This is a genomic window from Actinopolyspora xinjiangensis (assembly GCF_900104475.1).
In the GTDB taxonomy this organism is placed as follows: Bacteria; Actinomycetota; Actinomycetes; order Mycobacteriales; family Pseudonocardiaceae; genus Actinopolyspora; species Actinopolyspora xinjiangensis.
Map to the genome: position 1 here is coordinate 104,810 of NZ_FNJR01000014.1, position 19,536 is coordinate 124,345.

The window sequence follows — 19,536 nt, forward strand, 5'->3', positions numbered from 1 at the left end:
GGCATACTGGGACAGCTATGACATCCAGTACGACATCCGGCGGTCAGGCGGCGGACAGCACGCGGGAGCGGCTGCGCGCGGCAGGACTGCGCGCGACCGGCCCGCGAGTGGCCGTGCTCGGCTGGCTGTCCGAGAATCCGCACTCCACCGCGGACCAGGTGGCGGGTGCCGTACGGCAGACCCTCGGTTCCGTGTCCACCCAGGCCGTCTACGACGTGCTTCACGCGTGTACTTCGGCCGGGCTGCTGCGCAGGATCGAACCGGCCGGTCATCCGGCCAGGTTCGAGTGCCGTACCGCCGACAACCATCACCACCTGGTGTGTCGGAGATGTGGCCGGGCCGAGGACGTGGACTGCGTCCACGGTTCGGCCCCGTGCCTGGTCCCGTCGTCGACGGCTGGCTACAGCATCGACGAGGCGGAGATCGTGTTCTGGGGTCTGTGCCCCGACTGCGAGTCCGCGACGGACTAGTCGACGGACACCGTAATCACCACACAAGGAGGACGCTCGTGAGTTCGCCACGGCCCACGACCACCAATGCCGGCATCCCGGTCGGCAGCGACGACCACTCGCTGACCGCGGGGCCGAACGGTCCTGTCCTGCTGCAGGACCACTACCTGATCGAGAAGAACGCGCAGTTCAACCGCGAGCGGGTCCCCGAGCGCGTGGTGCACGCCAAGGGTGGCGGCGCCTTCGGCTTCTTCGAGACGACCGAGGACGTCAGCCAGTACACCAAGGCCGCGCTGTTCCAGCCGGGCGTGAAGACCGAGACCCTGATCCGGTTCTCCTCGGTCGCGGGTGAGCTGGGCTCCCCCGACACCTGGCGCGATCCGCGCGGTACCGCGATCAAGTTCTACACCTCCGAGGGCAACTACGACCTCGTGGGCAACAACACGCCGGTGTTCTTCATCCGGGACGCCATCAAGTTCCCCGACTTCATCCACTCCCAGAAGCGCAGGGCCGACAACCACCTGCGCGACCACGACATGCAGTGGGACTTCTGGAGCCAGTGCCCGGAGTCGGCGCACCAGGTGACCTGGCTGATGGGTGACCGGGGCATCCCGAAGACCTGGCGGAACATGAACCTCTACGGGTCGCACACCTACCTGTGGGAGAACGCCAAGGGCGAGAAGTTCTGGGTCAAGTACCACTTCAAGACCGACCAGGGCCACGACTTCCTCACCCAGGAGGAGGCCGACCGGCTGGCCGGTGAGGACAGCGACGCCCACATCCGTGACCTGTGGACCAGCATCAAGTCGGGCAACAACCCGAGCTGGACGCTGTACGTGCAGGTCATGCCCTATGAGGAGGCCGCTGACTACCGGTTCAACCCGTTCGACCTCACCAAGGTGTGGCCGCACGGCGACTACCCGCTGATCAAGGTCGGCCGGTTCGTGCTCAACCGCAACCCGGACAACTACTTCGCCCAGATCGAGCAGTCCGCCTTCGAGCCGTCGAACATGGTGCCGGGCATCGGTCCCTCCCCGGACAAGATGTTGCAGGGCCGGCTGTTCGCCTACCCGGACACCCACCGCTACCGGATCGGTCCGAACTACATGGACCTGCCGGTCAACCGTCCGGTCTCGCAGGTGAACTCCTACTCCAAGGACGGCCCGATGCGGTTCAGCTACGGGCAGGATCCGGTGTACGCGCCGAACTCCTACGGTGGCCCGCACGCCGACACCAGCAACGGCAGCGAGGACAGCGCCAGGGGGATCGAGCAGGAGGTCATCCGCTCGGCCTACCAGTTGCACTCCGAGGACGACGACTTCGGCCAGGCCGGGACGCTGGTCCGCGAGGTCTTCAGCGACGAGGAGCGCCAGCGCTTCGTCAACAACGTCGCCGGGCACCTGTCCAAGGGCGTCAGCCAGCCGATCCTGGAGCGCGCGCTGCAGTACTGGCGCAACGTGGACAAGGACACCGGCGACAAGATCGCCGAGAAGGTCCAGGGCTGAGGAGTTCACCGACAGCCCCGATGAGGTGGGGCGTCTCCTGAGGAACGTCCACACCGCCCGCTGACTGCGGTGACCGCCACGGGGCCGGGTTCCGGCGACGACCGTCGCCGGAACCCGGCCCTCCCGTGTGTAACGCGCGATTCTTCCGTTCGAGTCGGGGGCTGATCCCCTTTCGGGTAGATTGACCCTCGATGCGGACCGACCAGACGATTTCCGAGCGCAGTTCCCCCGGTCTCTCCTCCGTCGTCGGGAGTGTGAGATCGAACACGACAAGCGGAAATTCTGGTCGAATTCTCTCAATCGGAATAATCGCGTTGTCCGTCGCCGCGCTCGGCTGGGAGTTCTGGGCGTGGGTCTCGAACCAGGACTTCTGGCCGGACCACAGCGTCTACCGCTGGGCGGTGGATGCCTGGGCGCACGGCCGGGAACTGATGCCCTCCGAGGCTCCGGTGCGCAACGGGGAACCGTTGCCCTGGGTGTATCCCCCGTTCGCCGTGCTCCCGCTGGCCCCGCTGGCCGTGCTGCCGCTCAAGGTGGACATCGCCCTGCTCTACGCGCTCAACGCCCTCGCGTTGAGCACCACCTTCCACCTCGTGCTCCGGCGGACCTGGCCCGGTGCCGAGCCGCTGCTGTGCTTCGCGCTGTCCGTGGCGCTGGCCCGGATCTCACTTTTTCTGGAACCCGTTTTCGGTTGTTTCGCACAGGGGCAGATCAACATTCTGCTCATGGGGATGGTGGTCGTCGACTGCCTCGCGCGTCATCCTCGCTGGCCGCGAGGAATGCTGGTCGGAATCGCCGCGGCGATCAAACTCGTTCCCGGTGTTTTCGTGCTGTTCTTTCTGTTGCGCAAGAATTTCCGCGCCTCGGTCACGGCGGTGGGGACCGCTTTTCTGGCCACGCTGGTCGGTTTCCTGGTCGACTTCGAGGCATCGGTCAAGTACTGGTTCACCCAGGGGCCCGCCTCCGCCGCCTTCGGCTCACCGTTGCGTACCAACCAGACGGTGCTGGCCGTGCTTACCCGTACCGATCTCCCCCAGGTGCCTCGGGTGTCGCTCTGGTTGCTGGCGTGCGCGATTCTGGGGGCGTTGGCCGTCTACTGCGTCCGCCGCTCCTCGGACGCGCCGGCCGTGGTGCTCATCGGCCTGGTCTCGCTGCTCGTCTCGCCCACCTCGTGGTCCAATCACTGGGTCTGGCTGGCACCTCTGCTGCTGTTCATGGTGGTGTACGGACTGCGCAGCCGTAGCAAGCTCTGGCTGACGGCAGCGGTGCTCTCGATCCACGTGGCTCACTGGGCCCCGTTCGTGCGGTTGCCGCTGAACCGGTACCTGATGCTGCACCTCCCTCCGGTGGACCAGGTCCGCGCCGCCTCGTTCGTGTTCCTGGGAGCGGCACTGCTCGTGCTGGCGGCGTTCTCGTCGTTCCGCTCCTCGCGGAGTTCGTCGCGGCGCGATTCGGGCGAGTGGTATCCGGTCTCGTTGCTCCGAACGGGGGAGCGCGTTCCCTGAAACCGCCGCGGCGCTCCACCCGGCCGACCGAACGTCGTGACGCCTCCGGGGCGGCGCCGGTGGTGTCGCGCGGCCGACCTACGCCCGCTGCTGCCCGCCGCCGGTGGCGAGCAGGCGCTCGCAGCTGCGCAGCACCGTCCACACCGCCTCCCGGTGCTCCCGGTCGCGCAGCGGATCGGCGGCCAGCACCCGCCACCGCCGCGCCGCCTCCCCCGCGCGTTCCGCGATGTCCCTGGCCGGGGCCCGTTCGGTGAGCCCCAACCTCGCCGGTGCGCCGTCACCGTGCGCGCCGAGCAGCCGCTCGGCCTCCGCGCGGAGCCTGGCGGGCAGGGACAGCTGCCCCGACCACAGTCCGGAGAGCACCCGCAGCTCGTCCCACTCGTGCGCGTTGGCCAGCAGCCTGTCCAGTTCGCCCCGTAGCTGTCCGCTGCCCTGCCGGGGGTTGGCACGCAGCGCCATGTCCACCGCGAGCAGGACTGAGCGGGCCCGCAGCGCCTCCTGCCGCTCGACGAACTGCAGGTGCACCGCCTCCTGCAGCTCACCGATGCGACTCTCGGCGAGCAGGCTCCTGCGCAACCTGCCGTGGTCGATCCCGCCCTGCCCCAGGATCGCCAGCGCGCGGTGCAGCCCGAACAGCCCGAACCGGCGCAGCAGTTCCCGCCGCGTTCCGGCGTCCACCGACTCCGGGGTCCTGGAACCGGCGAACCTGTCCGCGGACAGCAGCAGCTCGTCCAGCCGCTCGCGGGGGAGCCGCGCCAGCTCTGACAGTGCCTCGAACTCAGCCTGCCCGAGTGTGGTGCCGCCCTGCGCCAGCAGCCCCGCCACCGGCAGCACGTACTGCACGAAGGAACGGATCTTGGGGTCGTCCCGGTAGGCGTTCGCCACCCGCCCGGCCGCCTCCACCGAATCCGCGTCGCCGGTGGCGACCTCGTCCGCCCGCGACAGCGCGAGGATCGTGTTGATCGGCGCGCGCCGCGCCACCCCCAGTTCGTGCACCGATTCGAGGAACTGCACGTCGGTCTGCTGCGGCTGCCTCGTCAGGTAGAGCACGGCGTCGGCCTCGGACAGTATCTGTGCCAGGGCCGACCTGCCGGTCTCCTTGACCGCGGTGGAGGACACCCCCGGGGTCTCGATCAGGGTGATCGCCTGCAGACCTGGTGACGGGGACTCGATCACCAGGCGCGCCACCTCGTCGGGGCGCCAGCGCTGCAGGTCCCGGATGGTGGCGGCGTCCAGCTCGCCGACCGACATCCGCTGCTGACCCCCGTGCGGGGTGTGCACCGTTATGCCCGGTTCCGGGGCGTAGCGGAAGACCGTGTTGACCTGGGTGCGCTCCTCCGGGTCGCTCGGGGCGAGTTCCGCGCCGACCAGCGCGTTGATCAGCGTGGACTTGCCGGACTTCACCCGGCCGGTGACCGCCATGCGGAGCGGTTCGGAAAGGCGTTCCAGCCGTGCCCGCAGCCAACCCGCGGTGCGCGGATCGTCCCGGTAGAAGGTCATCGTCCGCAGCAGCAATTCCCTGGCCCGGCCGAGCAGGGCGGTGGTGGGGCCGTTCTCGCGCGCCGTGGTCATGCCGCCGCTATCCGGTTGGAGGTCAACGCGTTCGCCCGCTTGCGGAGCGCACCGAGTTCCTCGAGCTTCTTCTTGATCTCCTTGGCACGGGCGTCGCGGTCAACGGCGCTCTGTTCGGCCATCCGCTTGGTCTCCTGGATCGAGCGGCTGATCCGGATCTGTGCCTGTTCGGTGATCCGGTTGCAGTGGTCGTGCAGTGTCTGGTGTGTGTTCCGGATGGCGTCGCGGGCCTCCTTGTTGACCTGGAAGACCACGTGCTCGACGTAGCGCTGCACGGCGGCGCGTGCTTCGGTCTGCCTGCGCTTGAGCCGTGAGTCCTTCTCCTCGTTGAGGCTCTTGCTCCCCAGCAGCAGTCCAGCGGAGATGGAGATCACGTTCATCAGCGGCAACCCGGCCATGCTCGTCATCAGCCCGAACATCAGCACACCGCCGTACGATCCGCGCAGCCCGGTGAGCAGCTGGTCCCCACGCGGGTAGTTCGCGTTCTTCGGCGCCTTGGGGGCCGGTACCCGCGACAGCGGATCGGGGACGGGGATGCTGTCGCTGTTGGGCAGCGTGCGCACCTGCTCGCGCAGCAGCTCGTCGGCCACCTGCTCGGTGAGCCGCTCCCGGCGGCGGTCCAGCCAGTCGAAGGTCTCGGCGACGGCGGTTCGCAGGCTGTCGCGGAGCCACTCCTCGAATTCGTCCCAGGTTGTACTCGGGTCGGCTTCGTCGAGGGTCTCGTTGGCCTGGTGCAGCACCGCCCAGCTTCGCTCCCTGAAGTCGTACTCGATGTCGGAGTACAGTTCCTGTATCCCGTCGGAGAGGGTCTTCTGCCAGCGTCCGGACAGCCGTTTGAGGTCCTCGGCGCGACGTTGCGCCGTCTCCAGTTCCAGCAGCGTCTCGGTGGCGGTGCGAGGGTTCTGGTTGTTGAGCTCCTCGCGCAGGTCAGCGGTGATCCGGTCGATCGAGTCCGTGACGTTGTGCGCGACCAGTTTACGGGTGAGTTGCTCCTGCGCGCCTGCCATCTCCTTGCGGAGGTGGTCCAGCAGGGCGGGGAAGCCGGACTCGGTGTTGAGATCCTGGCTCTTCTCCCGTGTGGCGCGGGCTCGGATTCTGGCCGACACGGGGAAGATTCTGCCCGCGATGCCCGCGTTGGACAGGTGTTTGCGGTTGAGCTCGACGATGTGCCGCCAGTCCGGTACCAGGTCGGTCTTGGGCTGCACCAGTGCGATGTTGGGGCACACCGCGGTCACGCGACGCAGGAAGTTCAGCTCGTTCGTGGTCAGTTCCTGGGTGGCGTCGGAGACCATGAGCAGCGCGTCGGCCTCGGCGGCGGCCTCCTCGGTGACCGAACCCAGTGAACTGGTCACCCCGCCCACCGCTGGTGTGTCCATCAGCGCGAGGCCGTTCTCCAGCAGTGCTCGGGGAAGCCCGATCTCGGTGCGCCGGACCTGTCGACCCGCTCCCAGCGCCCGTTCCAGTTCCTCGCGGATCTCCTCGATGGGTACCGGGGTTCGGTCGCCCCCCACCGGGCTCCGCGTCGTCTCCTGCTCGACCAGGTGCGCCGACGGCTCGTCCGCGTGCCTGACCAGGCTGGGCACGATCGTGCTGACGTTCTCGCCGCTGCCGCACACCGGTGCGTTGACCAGGGAGTTGATCAGCTCGCTCTTGCCCTGGTCCGGTTCGCCCACCACGAGGACGAGCTGGGCGGGATCGAGCACCCGGTTGCGGATCCGCCGTAGCCGGTTTCCGAGATCCGTCCGCCCCGCTTCGACGCATTCCGCTTCCGCGCTGTCGAGGAGTTCCACGAGTGCCGTTTCGATCACGGTGGGATTGTGCACGTGCACACGCTCTGAGGTGAAGTCGGACAACGCGAGGCGCCGTCGGGTGGGCAGGAGGAGCTGCCAGCCCTCGGCGTCGGCGTCGAGGAGAGGTCGAATCGTACGTGATTTCGGCGCGGGCGTTGCTCGGGAGTCGCCGGGACACCGGCAACGCGCGGGATCGCCGCCGCGAAGCGCGGTCGCGGCGGCGATCGGGACGTCGGGATCCGCGGGGAGAAGGGGCAACGAATCCCGACGTGTCCGCCCGCTCAGGTCAGAGCACGTTCAACGGCTTAGCCGCCGTGTCACATCAGGTCCAGCGGCAGGTCCGAGGTCACGCCCCCGACAACGCCCTCGGCCTCGCCGACCACTCCGCCGACGGCGCCGGTGGCGCCGTCCAGCGTGCCGGCCGCGCCGTCCTCGGACAGCCCGCCGGTCACGTCACCGGCCACCGGCAGGTCACCCGCCACGCCGTCGACCGTGCTCGCCACATCGTCGACCGGCAGGTCGTTCGCGGTGCTCAGCGCGGTGTCGGCGGCGCCCACGGCCACGTCGACACCGGTGTCCACAGTGCCCTCCGCGGTGTCGGTGACCTCGCCGACGGTGTTGTTGGCGGTGTCGCCCACCGTGTTCACCGTGTTGTCCACGGTGTCACCCACGCCGCCGACGGTGTTGCCGACCGCGCCCACGGTGTTGCCGACGGCACCGACGGCGTTGCCCGCTACCTCGTTACCGCTGACGACGTCGTGCACACTGACGAGGTTCTGCGAGTCCTCGTTCTCCACGTTGATGTTGGTCTCTGTGGTGTTGCCCTGCTCCATCTCCCTGTCGGCGTCGCCGTCGGAGGAGTAGTTCGGGCTCGCGGAGTTGTCGTTGTCCAACAGGCTCATATTCGCTTCCGTCGCTTCCTGCGGTTCGGGAACTTGTGCGGGATCGAGTTGGTCGATCGCGACGTGTTGCGTGCTGGCCGCGAACGTGTCGATGCTGGGTTGCACCGTTCTCCCGTACTCGCTCACGAGTTCGGCGGGTGCGTAGTCCAGCACCAGCGACGAAGCCTGCAGCACCTGTGTCGCGCTCAGTTCTCCGAGACCGGCGCTCTCCAGCTCACCACGCGGGTCGGCGTCGAACGCCGAACGCGCTTCCGGGTTGCCGACCAGACGAGCGAGGAACTCCTGCAGTGTCGGCTGCTCCGGGGTGGCCGCTGTTCGAGTCTCCGTTCCCGAAGTCGGTAACTGGGCACCGTCCCGCCCGTCGGCCTGCTCCGGCTGTGCGTTCGGCATCGCTGGCGTTCTCCTGAACTCAAGCCGTAGGTCTTCTCAAGCCGGGCGGGTGAATCGGTGTCCCCGTTCCCGGTTAATGAAGCTACGTGGCTGGAGGGGCTCACCCATCGGGAGCCACTCCTAGTTATTGATGAACCTGTTAGGGGGACTTTGGTGCTTCACTCTTTAGGGGATCAATGGATCGGGTCACATCTTTGCGTAATCGAGTCCGCGCTAGGTTGGACTGGCGGGCCTACCGGACGAACCCCGCGTGATCGCCCTGTGGCACAGCAAGTGTGACCAGGTAAGCCGGAAGGGATGGCATGCCTTACGTTCTCGGGGTTCATCTGGGCGCGACCAGCACCTCGGCGGCGGTGGTCGTTCGTGACGGCGGGCAGTGGGCGCCTCCCGCTCCGTTCCCGCTGGGAAGCGCTCGTGCCGAGGTCCCCACTGCGCTGGGGCGGTTGCCGGACGGTACGCGACTGGCCGGTGAGGCTGCCGCGAGCAGAGCGGCCGAGTCCCCCGAATGGGTGTGTACCGATTTCGTCACCGAAGTCGGTACGGACACCCCGCTGCTCCTGGGGGGCGAGTTCGTGCCCCCGCACCGGTTGGCCGCGAGCATGGTGGAGTGGGTGGCCGACCAGGTGGCGAACCGGTACGGGTACCCGGCCGAGCACATCGCCGTCTCCCACGGCGCCTGCTGGGGCACGCACCGAACGCACCGACTCCACCGCGCGTTGGCCGAACTCGGTCTGACCGACGTCACCCTGTTGCCGGAGCCGCTGGCGGTCGCCACCGACTACGTGTCCAGGCAGCCGGTTTCCCCCGGCCGTTCGATAGCCGTCGGCAACGTCGGCGGCAGTGGTGCCGACGCCACCGTGCTGCGCAGAGGGGAATCCCGGTGGGGCGAGGGCAGCGTACGCGGCCCCGGAGCCGAACTGGAGCTTCGTGGTGTCACGGTGTCCGGGTCCCGGCCGGCCGGGCGCGAACTGGACGACCTGGTCCTCGAACAGCTGCGCGCCGAGCTGGGCGAACCGCTCGCCGAGCTGGACCCCTTCGAGGCCCGTCACCGCGCCGCGGCCGCCCACCTGCGGGCCGAGTGCACCCGAGTGAGGGAGGAACTGTCCACGAGGGAATCCGCCGCCGCGAACGTGGTCCTGCCCTCGTTCTCCGGGGAAGTGCCGCTCGCGCGGTTGCGCTACGAGGAACTCGCCCGGCCGCACTTGGAACTGCTCCCCGAGAAACTGGCCCAGGCCGTGCAGTCCGCCTCACTGGTCCCCGACGACCTCGAAGCCGTGGTGCTGGCGGGTGGACCCACCCGCACCCCGCTGCTGCGGCGGCTGGTCCGGGAACGCCTTCACGAGCGGTCCCCCGCGGCGGAAGGGGCGGGGATCGCGGTGCGCGTCGACGGTTCTCCCGAACTGGTCGCCGCGCGCGGAGCGGCGTACTGCGCGGTCGACGTGCTCTCCGCCGCCACCGACCGCGCGGCAGCGCGGGCCGAGACCAGCGTCCTGGTGCGGGTGGACGACTCCGTGGCGGAGGCGGAGCACGTCCAGCACTACGACTACGATCCGATGAACGAACAGGCCGTCGAGGCCCCTGTCGACGCAGCGGATCGTTCGGCCCGACCACCCCGGCCCCCCGTGGAGGTCGAACCGATGCACATCGAACCACCGCCGAAGCGGAAGGCGGTCAAAATCGTCAAGTTGTCGCTGGCGGCGATTTTGATCATTTTCGGGCTGGTGATGACCTTCGTGCAGGGATTCGGCGGACAACAACCCGAACAGCCGGGTGTCCTGCGACAGGTCGGGAACTGACCCCTGCCGGGCGAAGCCGTTCCGCGGCGCCTCCACCGAACACCGCTCACCGATTGGGACCGCTCGTGAATCACTCCAGCGCCACACGGCCCGCACCGGACGCGGATTCCGCAACCGGGTTGTGGGAGGTCGCACAACAGCCCGAGGTCGCGCGGTTACGTGACGAGATAGCGGCCAACCCGGCCAGACCCCTGACCGCCGTGGTGCGCGGTCCCGGTGGTTACGGCAAGACGACACTGCTGAACCTGCTCGCCCGCGTCTACCGGGACGCGGGGGTCGCGGTCCGCGAGTCGATCGAGTTCGATACCGAGGAGATCCGTTGCGGCGGGGCGGCACTGCTGCTCGACGACGTGCACCTGCTGCACGCCGCGAAGCTGTCCGAACTGGAGTCCCTGCTGGCCTCCGGCCCGGTTCGCGTGGTGCTGACCTGCCGCCCCTGGCCGTTCCCCGAGGAACTCGCGCGGCTCTGCGCACGGTTCGCGAACAGCAGGCCGGTGGTGGAGCTGCGCGAACTCGACGGAGCCGAGGTGGCCGAGCGGCTCCGCCGCTCTTCCGGCCGGGGCGGTGACGCGGAAACCGCGGAGCGGTTGCGCTCCTTCACCGCCGGAATCCCCGTGCTCGTGGGACGCGTGCTCGAGAACCTGGATCCGCGCCGGCTCACCGAGGGAGCCCCGGAACGCCTGCCGCAGGCAGTGCTGGACAGGTTCGACCGCGAACTGTCCATGCTGGATGGTGCCACGCGTGACTGCCTCACCGCGCTGGCGGTCGGCGCCGAACCGAACCCGGCGCTGTTGGCGACCGTGCTCGGTGCCGACTCCCCCGAGGTCACCGGTGCGCTGACCGAGCTGCGCTCGGCCGGTCTGCTGGACACCACCGACACGCCGCCGCCCGTGGTCGGTCGTGCCGTGCTGGCGCTGACCGGCTGGCAGCGCCGGTTGGCGGTGTTGCGCGTGCTGCTGCGCATCCGACTGGATCGGGGTGGTGCGGTGCTGCCGCTGCTGCGACCGCTGCTGGGAGCGGAAGCCGCCCTGCCGTGCGATACCACGCTGGCGACCGCCTTCGAGACGGCGGGCGGGCAGGCGCTGGCCGAGTCCCCGGAGCTGGCGGTGCGGATGTTCGACGCCGCCGTGACCACCGGTCGTCCGCCCGCTTCGGTCGCCGCCCGAAGAGCCTGGGCCGTGGCGATGACCGGCAGGCTGGACGAGGCGCTGCGGCTGGCCGACCAAGTGATAACCGATGAGACCGCCGAGGACCGGGCCGTCGCGATCCAGGTGGCCGCGGTCGTGCTCACGCACCGCGGGCTGCCCGAGCGGGCCGCCGAGCTGTGCGGCTGGTCCGCTCGTCACGTCCGGTGGCAGGGGGACAGTTCCTGCGCGGCGCTCGGCCTGATCACCACCGGCAGACTGGCCGAGGCGGGTGAGCTGTTGCGCGCGAACGTCGACGCGGCGCCGCCCACCTCGGTCTCCGGGGCCAGTTCGCACCTGGCCACCGGGCTGTACGACTCGGTGATCGGTACCGCATCGGAAGCGCTCACGACGTTGCTCCGCGCCGCCTCGCTCGCGGAAGCCGTCGGTGGTTCCCTGCTGACTCCGGACACCCCGGCCGCGGTCGCGGCCACGGTCGCGCTGCAGTGCGGTGAGTTCGAGCTCGCCGAGTCGGTGCTGGAACGCGCGGTGGCGGCGGACAGCGGGGGGCCGATGTTCCGGACGCGTCACCGGTTGCTCGCGACGTGGCTGCCGCTGCTGCGGGGCGAGACCACTGTGGCCAGACGTCAACTGTCGGCGGTGCTGGCGGAGTCGCAGGAACCGAGCCCCCGGGACCGGCTCCACGCGGTCGCCCTCGAAGCGGGCATCGCGAGCAGGGACAACGACATGTCCGCGCTGGGGCTGGCACGTACGAAGGCGCGCAGAGCGATGGCCGAGCACCCGGTGGACCTGTTCGGCCTGCTGCCACTGGGTGAGCTCACCGTGGCCGTCGCTCGACTGCGGGACGGGGACTGGCTGCTGCCGCAGCTGCGCCAGGCGCACGAGCTGCTGTCCGCGCTCGGTGGTCCGCCACTGTGGACAGCGCCGCTGTGCTGGCGCGAGGCGCAGGCGGCCATCGTGGTGGAGGAGTACGACAGGGCGGCCGGGAAAGTCGCCGAGCTGGAGCGGATGGCCTGGCACAACCAGCTCGCCGGGGCACTGGCGAAGGCGGGTGCCGCGTGGCTGCGCGTTCTCGAGGGGGAGGTGGAGCCCGCCGAGGTGGAGAGCGCCGCTCGGGGGTTGCACGCCGTCGGGCTCACGTGGGACGGAGCGGGGCTGGCCGGGCAGGCGGCGCTGCACACCACCGATCGCGACGCGATGCCCGCCCTGCTGGAGTGCGCGCGTTCGCTGCGGGGCAGAGGGGGGCGTTCGCGGCGGCGTCCGAGCGGCGAGCTCGGCGACATCGCCCCCACCGAGGGACACGAACAGCTGCTCAGCGAGCGGGAGTGCGAGGTCGCCGAGCTGGTGCTGAGCGGAATGACCTACAAGCAGGTGGGGCAGCGGCTGTTCATCTCGGCGAAGACGGTCGAGCACCACATCGGCAGGATCAAGCAGCGGTTGGACTGCTCCGACAGGCAGCAGCTGCTCGAAAAGCTCCGTTCACTGCTGGGATGAGCCGGTCTTCCCGGGAGTAGCTGGTGCTGTGGCGGAACCTCTCGCGGGCTCTCGCTGCGGGACCGGAGACATCGAGTAGGCGCTACACAACGTCTCCGGTGTCCTCGTGAGAGCCCCCCGAGAGGACCCGCGGCGGTGCTGGTGGCGTGCGTGGTGGTAAGCGGCTGGCGCCGCTTGGCGTAGCTGGGTTGTCGGTCCTGCCGGGGCATCGGTCGCGGAACCGTGTGTGTCGCAGGGTGCGTGTCCCCGGTGCGTGAGGCGGATGCCTCGCAAGGCAGGGTCGCTCGCCGCGTAGGTCGCTACTCAAGAGTCGGCCCAACGCCGCGAGGCGCCGCCTCACGTGCCGGCTACGCAACCACGCAGGCAGGTCCTGCCGCTACCTCAGCTCGCAGCGTGGAGGGAAAGTCCGGCTCGGAATTCGCCGACGATCTCGAACATGGCCTCCCGCAGCCTGGGGCTGGCGCCGAACAGGTTCGCGAAGCCGTGGATGAGGTCGGGGAACCGGCGCGCGATGACCGGCACCCCGGCCTCGGCCAGCCGCCTGGCGTACTCCTCGCCCTCGTCCCGCAGCGGATCGAAGCCCGCCGTGACCAGGACCGCGGGTGCCAGCCCGTCGAGCTCCTCGTTGAGCAGCACCGACAGCCGTGGGTCGCCTCGTTCGGAGACCTCGGGCTGGTACAGGTCCATGAACCAGTCCATGTCCCCGTCGGTGAGCAGGAAGCCGTCGCCGAACAGCTCGCGGGAGCGGCGTCGGGTGCTGGCGTCCACCGCCGGGTAGAGCAGCAGTTGCAACACCGGACTCTTGATCCCGTTCGCGGCGGCGTGCTGGGCGACCATCGCGGCGAGGTTGCCGCCCGCGCTGTCCCCGCCGACCGCCACGGAGTCGGGGCTGGAGCCGAGGTCCTCGGCGTTCTCCAGCACGTGCTGGTAGGCGTCCACGGCGTCCTCCACCGCGGCGGGGAAGGGATGTTCGGGTGCCAGCCTGTAGTCCACCGAGAGCACTCTGATGTCGGCGTGCTTGGCGAGGAACCGGCACAGCTCGTCATGGGTGTCGAGATCGCCCACCACCCAGCCGCCGCCGTGGTAGAAGACGAGCAGCGTGCTCGGTTCGGTGCGGTCCTCCGGCCGGTAGAGCCTGGCGGGAAGCTCACCCGCCCGGGTGGACACGGTGCGCCTGCTCACCTGGACGCCCGGGACGCCCGCGCGGACCACCTCGATGCCCTGCGCCATTCCTGCGCGGGCCCGTTCCGGGGTGTCCGCGGCCATGCGTTCCTGACCGGCCAGCGCCTGCAGCCGCAGCAGCGCCTGTACTTCCAGCGCCAGTTCCTGGCCGTCGACCCTGATCGGGCTGCCCGCGATCCTCCGAAGCAGCGGCCTGGGGAGTCGGAGCACGCTCGACAGGACGGCCGACTGGACCCGTCGTTGCACCGAGGAGGGGATGGCGTCGAGAACCTTGGACACGGCTGGACCTTTCCACGAGACCATTACTGTGTGATGCGCACTACGCGGAGGCTACCGGTGGGTAGCGCGTGGTGCGAGACACGCGGTGGACAATTGACCTCGACTGGACTCCAACTTTTACCGTTACGGGGTTGGTCGATCCAGTGGGAAGGTCGATCGTGTGAGGGTGACCGCCAACGTGGTGACACCATGTAGTTGATCGTGTGACTCGTGGCACGGCGAGCCGACCGTGCGGGTGAGGAAGGATTGTGTCGATGGCGGTGACCGTAGTGGGGATCGGTGGTTCGGTCCGGGCCGACTCGCAATCCGAACGTGCCCTGCACGCGGTGCTGGCCGGTGCCAGGGACGGTGGTGCCAAGGTACACGCCGTGACCGGTGACGAACTGGTTATGCCCTTCTTCGACACGGCCGTGACCGAGCGCACGTTCAACGCCAGGGAACTGGTGCGGGCCCTCCGCGAGGCCGACGGGGTGGTGCTCGCCTCCCCCGGTTATCACGGCACGGTTTCCGGGCTGGTCAAGAACGCCCTGGACTACGCGGAGGACCTCCGTGAGGACGAGCGCCCCTACCTGCAGGGGCGGGCGGTCGGCTGCGTGGGCATCGCCTACGGCTGGCAGGCGACCGTGACCACGCTGCAGGCGCTGCGCTCGGTGGCACACGCGCTGCGCGGGTGGCCGACACCGCTGGGAGCCGCCGTGAACTCGGCGGAGACACGACTGGGGCCGGGCGGTGAGTGCTCCGACACCAAGGTCGCCGCCACACTGCACACCATCGGCAGACAGGTCACGGACTTCGCTCTCGGCCACTGAGCGGGCCGCCGTGCGCTGCGCCCCGCGGCCGGGCGCGGCCGCCCGGTTTCGGAGCTGGGCATTCCGGGTACCCCCGGAGCAGCCCCCTGATCCAGTGCCGTACCGGGGGCTGCGAGGAGGTACGACGAAATGGCCGAGAAGGGTCCGATCACCAGTCCGTTGGCCGATGCCGAGCGCGATATAACCGCGAAGTCCCTGCAGGCCACCCTGGTTGACCTCGTCGACCTGCACCTGGTCGCCAAGCAGGCGCATTGGAACGTGGTGGGCAGCGATTTCCGCAGCGTCCACCTGCACTTGGACGAGCTGGTCAGCAGCGCCAGAGAGTTCGCCGACAGCGTCGCCGAGCGCGCGGCGGCGATCGGCGCCGCGCCGGATGCCCGGGCGGGCACCGTCGCCGAGAGCTCGGGCGTGCCCGAGTTCGAGTCGGGCTGGCGGCAGGACCGAGACGTGATCGAGGCGATCGTCGAGATCCTGGGCAGGCTGATCAGGCGGTTGCGCGCGCGGATCGACGAGACCGACAAGACCGATCTGGTCACGCAGGACCTGTTGATCTCGGTCGCCGCCAAGCTGGAAGAGGCGCACTGGATGTGGCAGGCCAAGCTCTCGGGAAGCTAGGCACGCATCGCGTGTGGAGGCGAGGATGGTGCGCAAGATCGCGGACTGCGGGGAAACCCCCAGCGTCATGAACTGCACCCTGACCATCACCGGTGAAGAGCACGAGGTGGTGCGAGCCGCGGCCGAGCACGCGGTCTCGGTGCACGGTCACGAGGACACCGAACAACTCCGCGAGATGATTCGTCACTCGTTGAAGGACGAGCGGAGCTCGACCGCGACCGGTTGAGCGGTCCTCGGCCGAGCACGGCGGTGGTGGCGTCCGAACCACCGCCGCCGACTCCGGAAGGCACCCCTGGGGAGGGGACCGGACTCCGGGAGGAGCCGGTCAGGGGGCCGGGTGGTGGCATTACCCGGGCGAGGGTCCGTCGTGGGTGAGGTCACCACCCGGTTCTTCGTGCTCCGGGCGGGCACCGCCGCGCCGCGGTGCATTACCCCTCAGCCGTTGTGATGCTTTCTCATGTTCCGCTGTTGCTTTCGAGCCGGTACGCCCAGGAGCTGAGCCCCCGAGTGACGAAGTGCGCCACCAACGCGGTGGACACCAGACACAGCGCGGGGAGCCACTTTCCGTGCTGCGCCGGGTACACCGCCAGGGGCAGATACGGTTCGGCATCCGTGAACAGATTGTCGGTGAGCGCCAGGGCGAAGTATCCGGTGATGCTGACGGCCCCGCCCAACGGAGGCCCCACCAACGCCGAGAGCAACAGCGTGAATCCCCCCATGGTGAGCGTGTTCGGCAGTATCCAGCCGAGTTCGACGTCCGTGGGCATGGTGTGCTCGCCGACGAGTGCGGGCAGCACCGGTAGCGCGATGGCCGCCGCGGCCAGCACGACGGCGAGCACCCTGACTCTGATTCCACCGAGACGTTCCCACTCCCAGCAGCGTGGTCGCAGCACCGCGCTCGCGAGTACGCCCGTGACCACGGCGATCAATTCGGGTGTGGGGATCTTGTGGGGTTGGGCGAACGGATTCACACCGAGATCGACATTGATGGCGGTGCGGTAGAACGTGTACGACACACCTGTAACCGCGACGAGGAGTGCCAGCAGCAGTGGCACCCGCCGCGCGAGCAGAACGAGTCGCACTGTCGTCATGGCCTGCTGTCCAGTGCGCATTCGGTGATTCGCCGCTCGTGACTGGCGATCCAGGTCCTGACCTCCTGAGGTGGGACGCCATCGAACGCCGGAATATCGGATGTCCTCGGGCGCAAGCCACTGGTCTGTTCGGCGCGACCTGCCAGCCAGTAGGACAGTTCGGTAGCGATGTCCGCCGGGTGCCGGGATTCGAGCACGGCACGAGCCATGCTGGGCTGCACATGTTCGGGGAACCGAATCGCGCAGGAGGTGGAACCGGCCAGACCGTAAGCGAGCTGCCGTTGCGGGCTTCTCATCGAGTCAGTCCGCCCAGCGCGGATCCGGATTCCGACGCTGACGACGTCATCGGGGGTGGAACCAGCCCGGGAGCCATCCAGCAGCGCGCTGTCCCAGACCTGTTCACCGTGCGCGGGAACGTTGCCGTAGGCCTGATAGACAGGTTCGGCAGCGGTGATCAATTCGTCGAGCTCTGGCCGGTGGGCCTGGTGCACGCAGTAGCGGACCCCCGCCTCGGTCCGACAGGTTCGTGGTGGTTCGGAAGCCGCTTTGGCGAGTCGGGGATCAGTGCCGAGCGGAGCCAGCGACATCACGAGCACGAGCACGATCATTCCCGCGGTGCTCCAGGACGGGATCTTCCATCGTCGCGAGCGTGCCAGTGCACGGGAGGCCAGGAGGCTTGTCACGGTCGTGACCAACAGTAGGAACGCCAGTCGGTAGCCGACAACGGGCAGGTTCGCGACCTGTCCCACTCCCGCCCCGTCGTACGTGAGCGGGATGACTTCACGGAAACTACCCTGACTGGCCATGTTGAGCTGGATCACCAGGAATCCGAGCACCAACACCAACGGCGCTATCCACGCGGTGGTGGCCAGCACTCCGGCGAAGTAACCGACGGCGGTGGCGGTGAGCACGCTCAACAGGCCGGTGAGCACCGGGAGCGGACTCGGGCCTCCCGCGTGAGCTGTCAGAGTCGTAAGCACCACCAGCGGGAGCATGCCCAACACATAACTGGCGGTGAACACGCAACCGAGCGAACCGAGCTGGCGGATGACGACCGGTGCGCCACTGCGTAACGAGCTGGCCAGGTTCGTGATCCGATCCGGGCCGGTCAGACGTCCCGCCGCGTAGGCCGCGGCAGCGGCGCTCAGCGGAACCGCGAAGATCAACGGTTCGGAGACGAACAGCTGCGAGGTGCGCGCCCACACCTGGTACGGCCAGGAAAACGTTTCCAACGTTTGCGAGAACACCGCCAGGGCGATCGATATCGCCGGCAGCAGCAGTGGCAGCCACCCCAGTGGCCAGCGAGAGGGTCGAATCATCCGGACACCCCCAGGCTGTTGACCAGCGTGTCGTAGGCGCGTTCGAACGGAGAACCCAGTGCTGACGAGGTCGAGTCCGGGGCATTGGCCTCCAGCAGGCAGTGGAACTCATCGTTACTGCCCGCGAAGGCGAGGCGCCCTTCGGCGAGAACGGCGACGGTTCCGCACAGTTGCGCGATGTCCTCGAGCAGATGGCTGGAAAGCAGGACGGTTCGCTGCTCGCCGAGTTCGCCGAGCAGCTCCCGCAGGCGTAGTCGTTGCCCCGGATCCAGGCCCACTGTGGGTTCGTCCAGCACGAGAACCGATGGATCGTGCACCAACGCGGCCGCGAGACCGAGGCGTTGCCGTTGGCCGCCGGAGAGCTTTCGTACCCGCAGTCGCGCATGTTCGGACAGCGATACCGCCTCGAGAGCACGTTCGGCAGCTGGTAAGCATTCCGCGTCGGGCAGACCGTTGATCCACCCCGCGTAGGCGACCGTGTCACGGGTCCGCATCTCGGAGGCCAGCGAGAACCGTTGTGGGACGTACCCCAGCAGTTTCCGCGCTTCCTTGCGCCCCCGCGCGGTACTCAGATCGTTCCCGTTCAGTCGTATTCTTCCTTCGGAGGGAAGGGAAACGGTGGTGAGCAGTGACAGCAGAGTCGTTTTGCCGGCACCGTTCGGGCCCAGCAGACCGTTCACTCCTTCACCGAAGGTCCACGAGATGTCGTGCAACGCGGTGTGTCGTCCGTACCGGAGGGTCACCCGGTCCAGCTCCACGTCCAAGCGGTACAGCCCCTTTGAATCCGTTGATCACCCCGGCGGATCGAGTGTCTCACTAGGAAACCGATCGAATCCGCCGGGATGTTTTGTCGCGTACTCACGAACAGTTTTCCTGCGGTGAATACATGGGGTCTTGTCGGTTTTTTACCGTTTCATGGTCAGGTTGTTCGCTGTGGAGCGGGTGCTTCAACAGACGGCTTTGTGGGTTCCTTCGGTTTCCTGTCCACTGTTTGTGAAAGTGTAAGAATAGTAGGGCGTATCGGATTCCTCGCAAACTCCGTGTGCCCTTAATCCGGCAGTGTTCTTCAAACGCTGCGTTTTTTCGGCCAGTGTGTTATCGGGCCACATGGGACGTCCTTGTTTAATTTTATGGTCACGTTTACGGCCCTCGCGCAACTAGGCCCTCGCCTGGCTTGTCCGAAAAGTCCCGTGCTGTCGAATCCGGGAACATCGGCGGCCAGTCCGCAGCCCGCTCGTTGGCTGGAGGAGGTGTCTGATCAGGCGGGAGCGGCGAGTGCTGTTCCTCCCGCGGCGACGCTGGCCGTAATGCAGGCGATCGCGGCGACTTTCCTGAGCATTGTTCTCCCCGCTGTTTATTTCTTCTCGGTCGGCTCCGGAGAGAAGGAAGTTCGAAACATGAAATCTCTCCGTTTGTCTGAAATTTTTGTATCAGCTCTTGTCGTGAAGATCAACAGCGTAACCGAAATGTCCTTTAGGGTGGTCTTTTCGAGGAAGGAAGGGGTGACTTTTGTCACTTTGTTTGTGGGGTTGAGATCGTGTTCAACGAGTCCCTAACACGTTGGTGGTGCCGGGCTGGGGTGATCGTGGGTGGTGGCTGTGCCTGCGGGAGTGGCAGGAGGCAGGGGGTGTCGAGTGGCTCCACGAGGTGCTGCTGGCCGAACTCGACGCGGCCGGGCAGATCGAGTGGTCGC

The 19,536-nt window shown here is 68.1% G+C and carries 16 protein-coding genes; 9 read left to right on the forward strand and 7 right to left on the reverse strand.

Annotation, left to right across the window (positions count from 1 at the left end):
* The first annotated feature begins 17 nt into the window (after positions 1-17).
* From BLQ75_RS19715 to BLQ75_RS19725, 3 genes are all read left to right on the forward strand, one after another.
* On the forward strand, positions 18-470 hold the full coding sequence (locus tag BLQ75_RS19715; RefSeq protein ID WP_052427697.1) for a Fur family transcriptional regulator: 453 nt from the start codon (positions 18-20) through the stop codon (positions 468-470).
* A gap of 38 nt (positions 471-508) precedes the next feature.
* Positions 509-1,954, forward strand: a complete 1,446-nt coding sequence (locus BLQ75_RS19720; RefSeq protein WP_092604154.1) for a catalase — start codon at positions 509-511, stop codon at positions 1,952-1,954.
* Positions 1,955-2,268: 314 nt separating this feature from the next.
* Positions 2,269-3,459 (forward strand): glycosyltransferase family 87 protein, encoded by a 1,191-nt coding sequence (locus BLQ75_RS19725; protein ID WP_244515762.1) that lies wholly within the window; start codon positions 2,269-2,271, stop codon positions 3,457-3,459.
* A 78-nt stretch (positions 3,460-3,537) separates the two neighbouring features.
* On the opposite strand, the gene BLQ75_RS19730 is transcribed toward BLQ75_RS19725, so the two are convergent.
* The 3 genes from BLQ75_RS19730 to BLQ75_RS19740 form a co-directional block, all read right to left on the reverse strand.
* On the reverse strand, positions 3,538-5,031 hold the full coding sequence (locus BLQ75_RS19730) for a dynamin family protein (RefSeq protein ID WP_092604155.1): 1,494 nt from the start codon (positions 5,029-5,031) through the stop codon (positions 3,538-3,540).
* Positions 5,028-6,839: a dynamin family protein gene (locus BLQ75_RS19735; protein ID WP_092604187.1), complete on the reverse strand. Its 1,812-nt coding sequence runs from the start codon at positions 6,837-6,839 to the stop codon at positions 5,028-5,030. Before BLQ75_RS19735 ends, BLQ75_RS19730 begins: the two co-directional genes overlap by 4 nt.
* Positions 6,840-7,138: 299 nt before the next feature.
* Positions 7,139-8,113, reverse strand: a complete 975-nt coding sequence (locus BLQ75_RS19740) for an IniB N-terminal domain-containing protein (RefSeq protein WP_092604156.1) — start codon at positions 8,111-8,113, stop codon at positions 7,139-7,141.
* 302 nt (positions 8,114-8,415) lie between these two features.
* Between BLQ75_RS19740 and BLQ75_RS19745 the strand changes: the two genes are divergently transcribed.
* Both BLQ75_RS19745 and BLQ75_RS19750 read left to right on the forward strand, forming a co-directional pair.
* Complete coding sequence (locus tag BLQ75_RS19745; RefSeq protein WP_139183043.1) at positions 8,416-9,909, forward strand: Hsp70 family protein; 1,494 nt, start codon at positions 8,416-8,418, stop codon at positions 9,907-9,909.
* 119 nt (positions 9,910-10,028) lie between these two features.
* Positions 10,029-12,548 (forward strand): LuxR C-terminal-related transcriptional regulator, encoded by a 2,520-nt coding sequence (locus tag BLQ75_RS19750; RefSeq protein ID WP_244515764.1) that lies wholly within the window; start codon positions 10,029-10,031, stop codon positions 12,546-12,548.
* Between the two features lie 381 nt (positions 12,549-12,929).
* Here BLQ75_RS19750 and BLQ75_RS19755 read toward each other — a convergent pair whose 3' ends face one another.
* Positions 12,930-14,009, reverse strand: a complete 1,080-nt coding sequence (locus BLQ75_RS19755) for an alpha/beta hydrolase (protein WP_211481482.1) — start codon at positions 14,007-14,009, stop codon at positions 12,930-12,932.
* A gap of 254 nt (positions 14,010-14,263) precedes the next feature.
* On the opposite strand from BLQ75_RS19755, the gene BLQ75_RS19760 reads away from it, so the two are divergent.
* The 3 genes from BLQ75_RS19760 to BLQ75_RS19770 all read left to right on the forward strand — a co-directional run bounded on the left by BLQ75_RS19760 (position 14,264) and on the right by BLQ75_RS19770 (position 15,659).
* The gene (locus BLQ75_RS19760; protein ID WP_092604158.1) at positions 14,264-14,818 is read left to right on the forward strand and encodes an NADPH-dependent FMN reductase; all 555 of its coding nucleotides are present in this window, start codon (positions 14,264-14,266) and stop codon (positions 14,816-14,818) included.
* A 129-nt stretch (positions 14,819-14,947) separates the two neighbouring features.
* Complete coding sequence (locus BLQ75_RS19765) at positions 14,948-15,433, forward strand: Dps family protein (protein ID WP_092604159.1); 486 nt, start codon at positions 14,948-14,950, stop codon at positions 15,431-15,433.
* Positions 15,434-15,458: 25 nt separating this feature from the next.
* A complete protein-coding gene (locus tag BLQ75_RS19770) occupies positions 15,459-15,659 on the forward strand; it encodes a DUF1059 domain-containing protein (RefSeq protein ID WP_092604190.1) in 201 nt (66 codons plus the stop codon).
* A gap of 229 nt (positions 15,660-15,888) precedes the next feature.
* On the opposite strand, the gene BLQ75_RS19775 is transcribed toward BLQ75_RS19770, so the two are convergent.
* The 3 genes from BLQ75_RS19775 to BLQ75_RS19785 are packed head-to-tail and all read right to left on the reverse strand — an operon-like array spanning position 15,889 to position 18,601.
* Positions 15,889-16,545 carry a hypothetical protein gene (locus tag BLQ75_RS19775; RefSeq protein WP_139183044.1) on the reverse strand — a complete coding sequence of 219 codons (657 nt, stop codon included), beginning with the start codon at positions 16,543-16,545 and terminating at the stop codon, positions 15,889-15,891.
* Entirely contained in the window at positions 16,521-17,843 is a 1,323-nt protein-coding gene (locus tag BLQ75_RS19780) for a hypothetical protein (RefSeq protein WP_092604161.1), read from the reverse strand. Before BLQ75_RS19780 ends, BLQ75_RS19775 begins: the two co-directional genes overlap by 25 nt.
* Positions 17,840-18,601, reverse strand: coding sequence for an ATP-binding cassette domain-containing protein (locus BLQ75_RS19785; protein ID WP_244515768.1), 762 nt, complete (start codon positions 18,599-18,601; stop codon positions 17,840-17,842). The genes BLQ75_RS19780 and BLQ75_RS19785 overlap by 4 nt, the downstream gene beginning before the upstream one ends.
* Positions 18,602-19,093: 492 nt before the next feature.
* Here BLQ75_RS19785 and BLQ75_RS23145 point away from each other — a divergent pair, with 492 nt between their 5' ends.
* Positions 19,094-19,399 carry a hypothetical protein gene (locus tag BLQ75_RS23145; RefSeq protein WP_139183045.1) on the forward strand — a complete coding sequence of 102 codons (306 nt, stop codon included), beginning with the start codon at positions 19,094-19,096 and terminating at the stop codon, positions 19,397-19,399.
* The last annotated feature ends 137 nt before the right edge of the window (positions 19,400-19,536 follow it).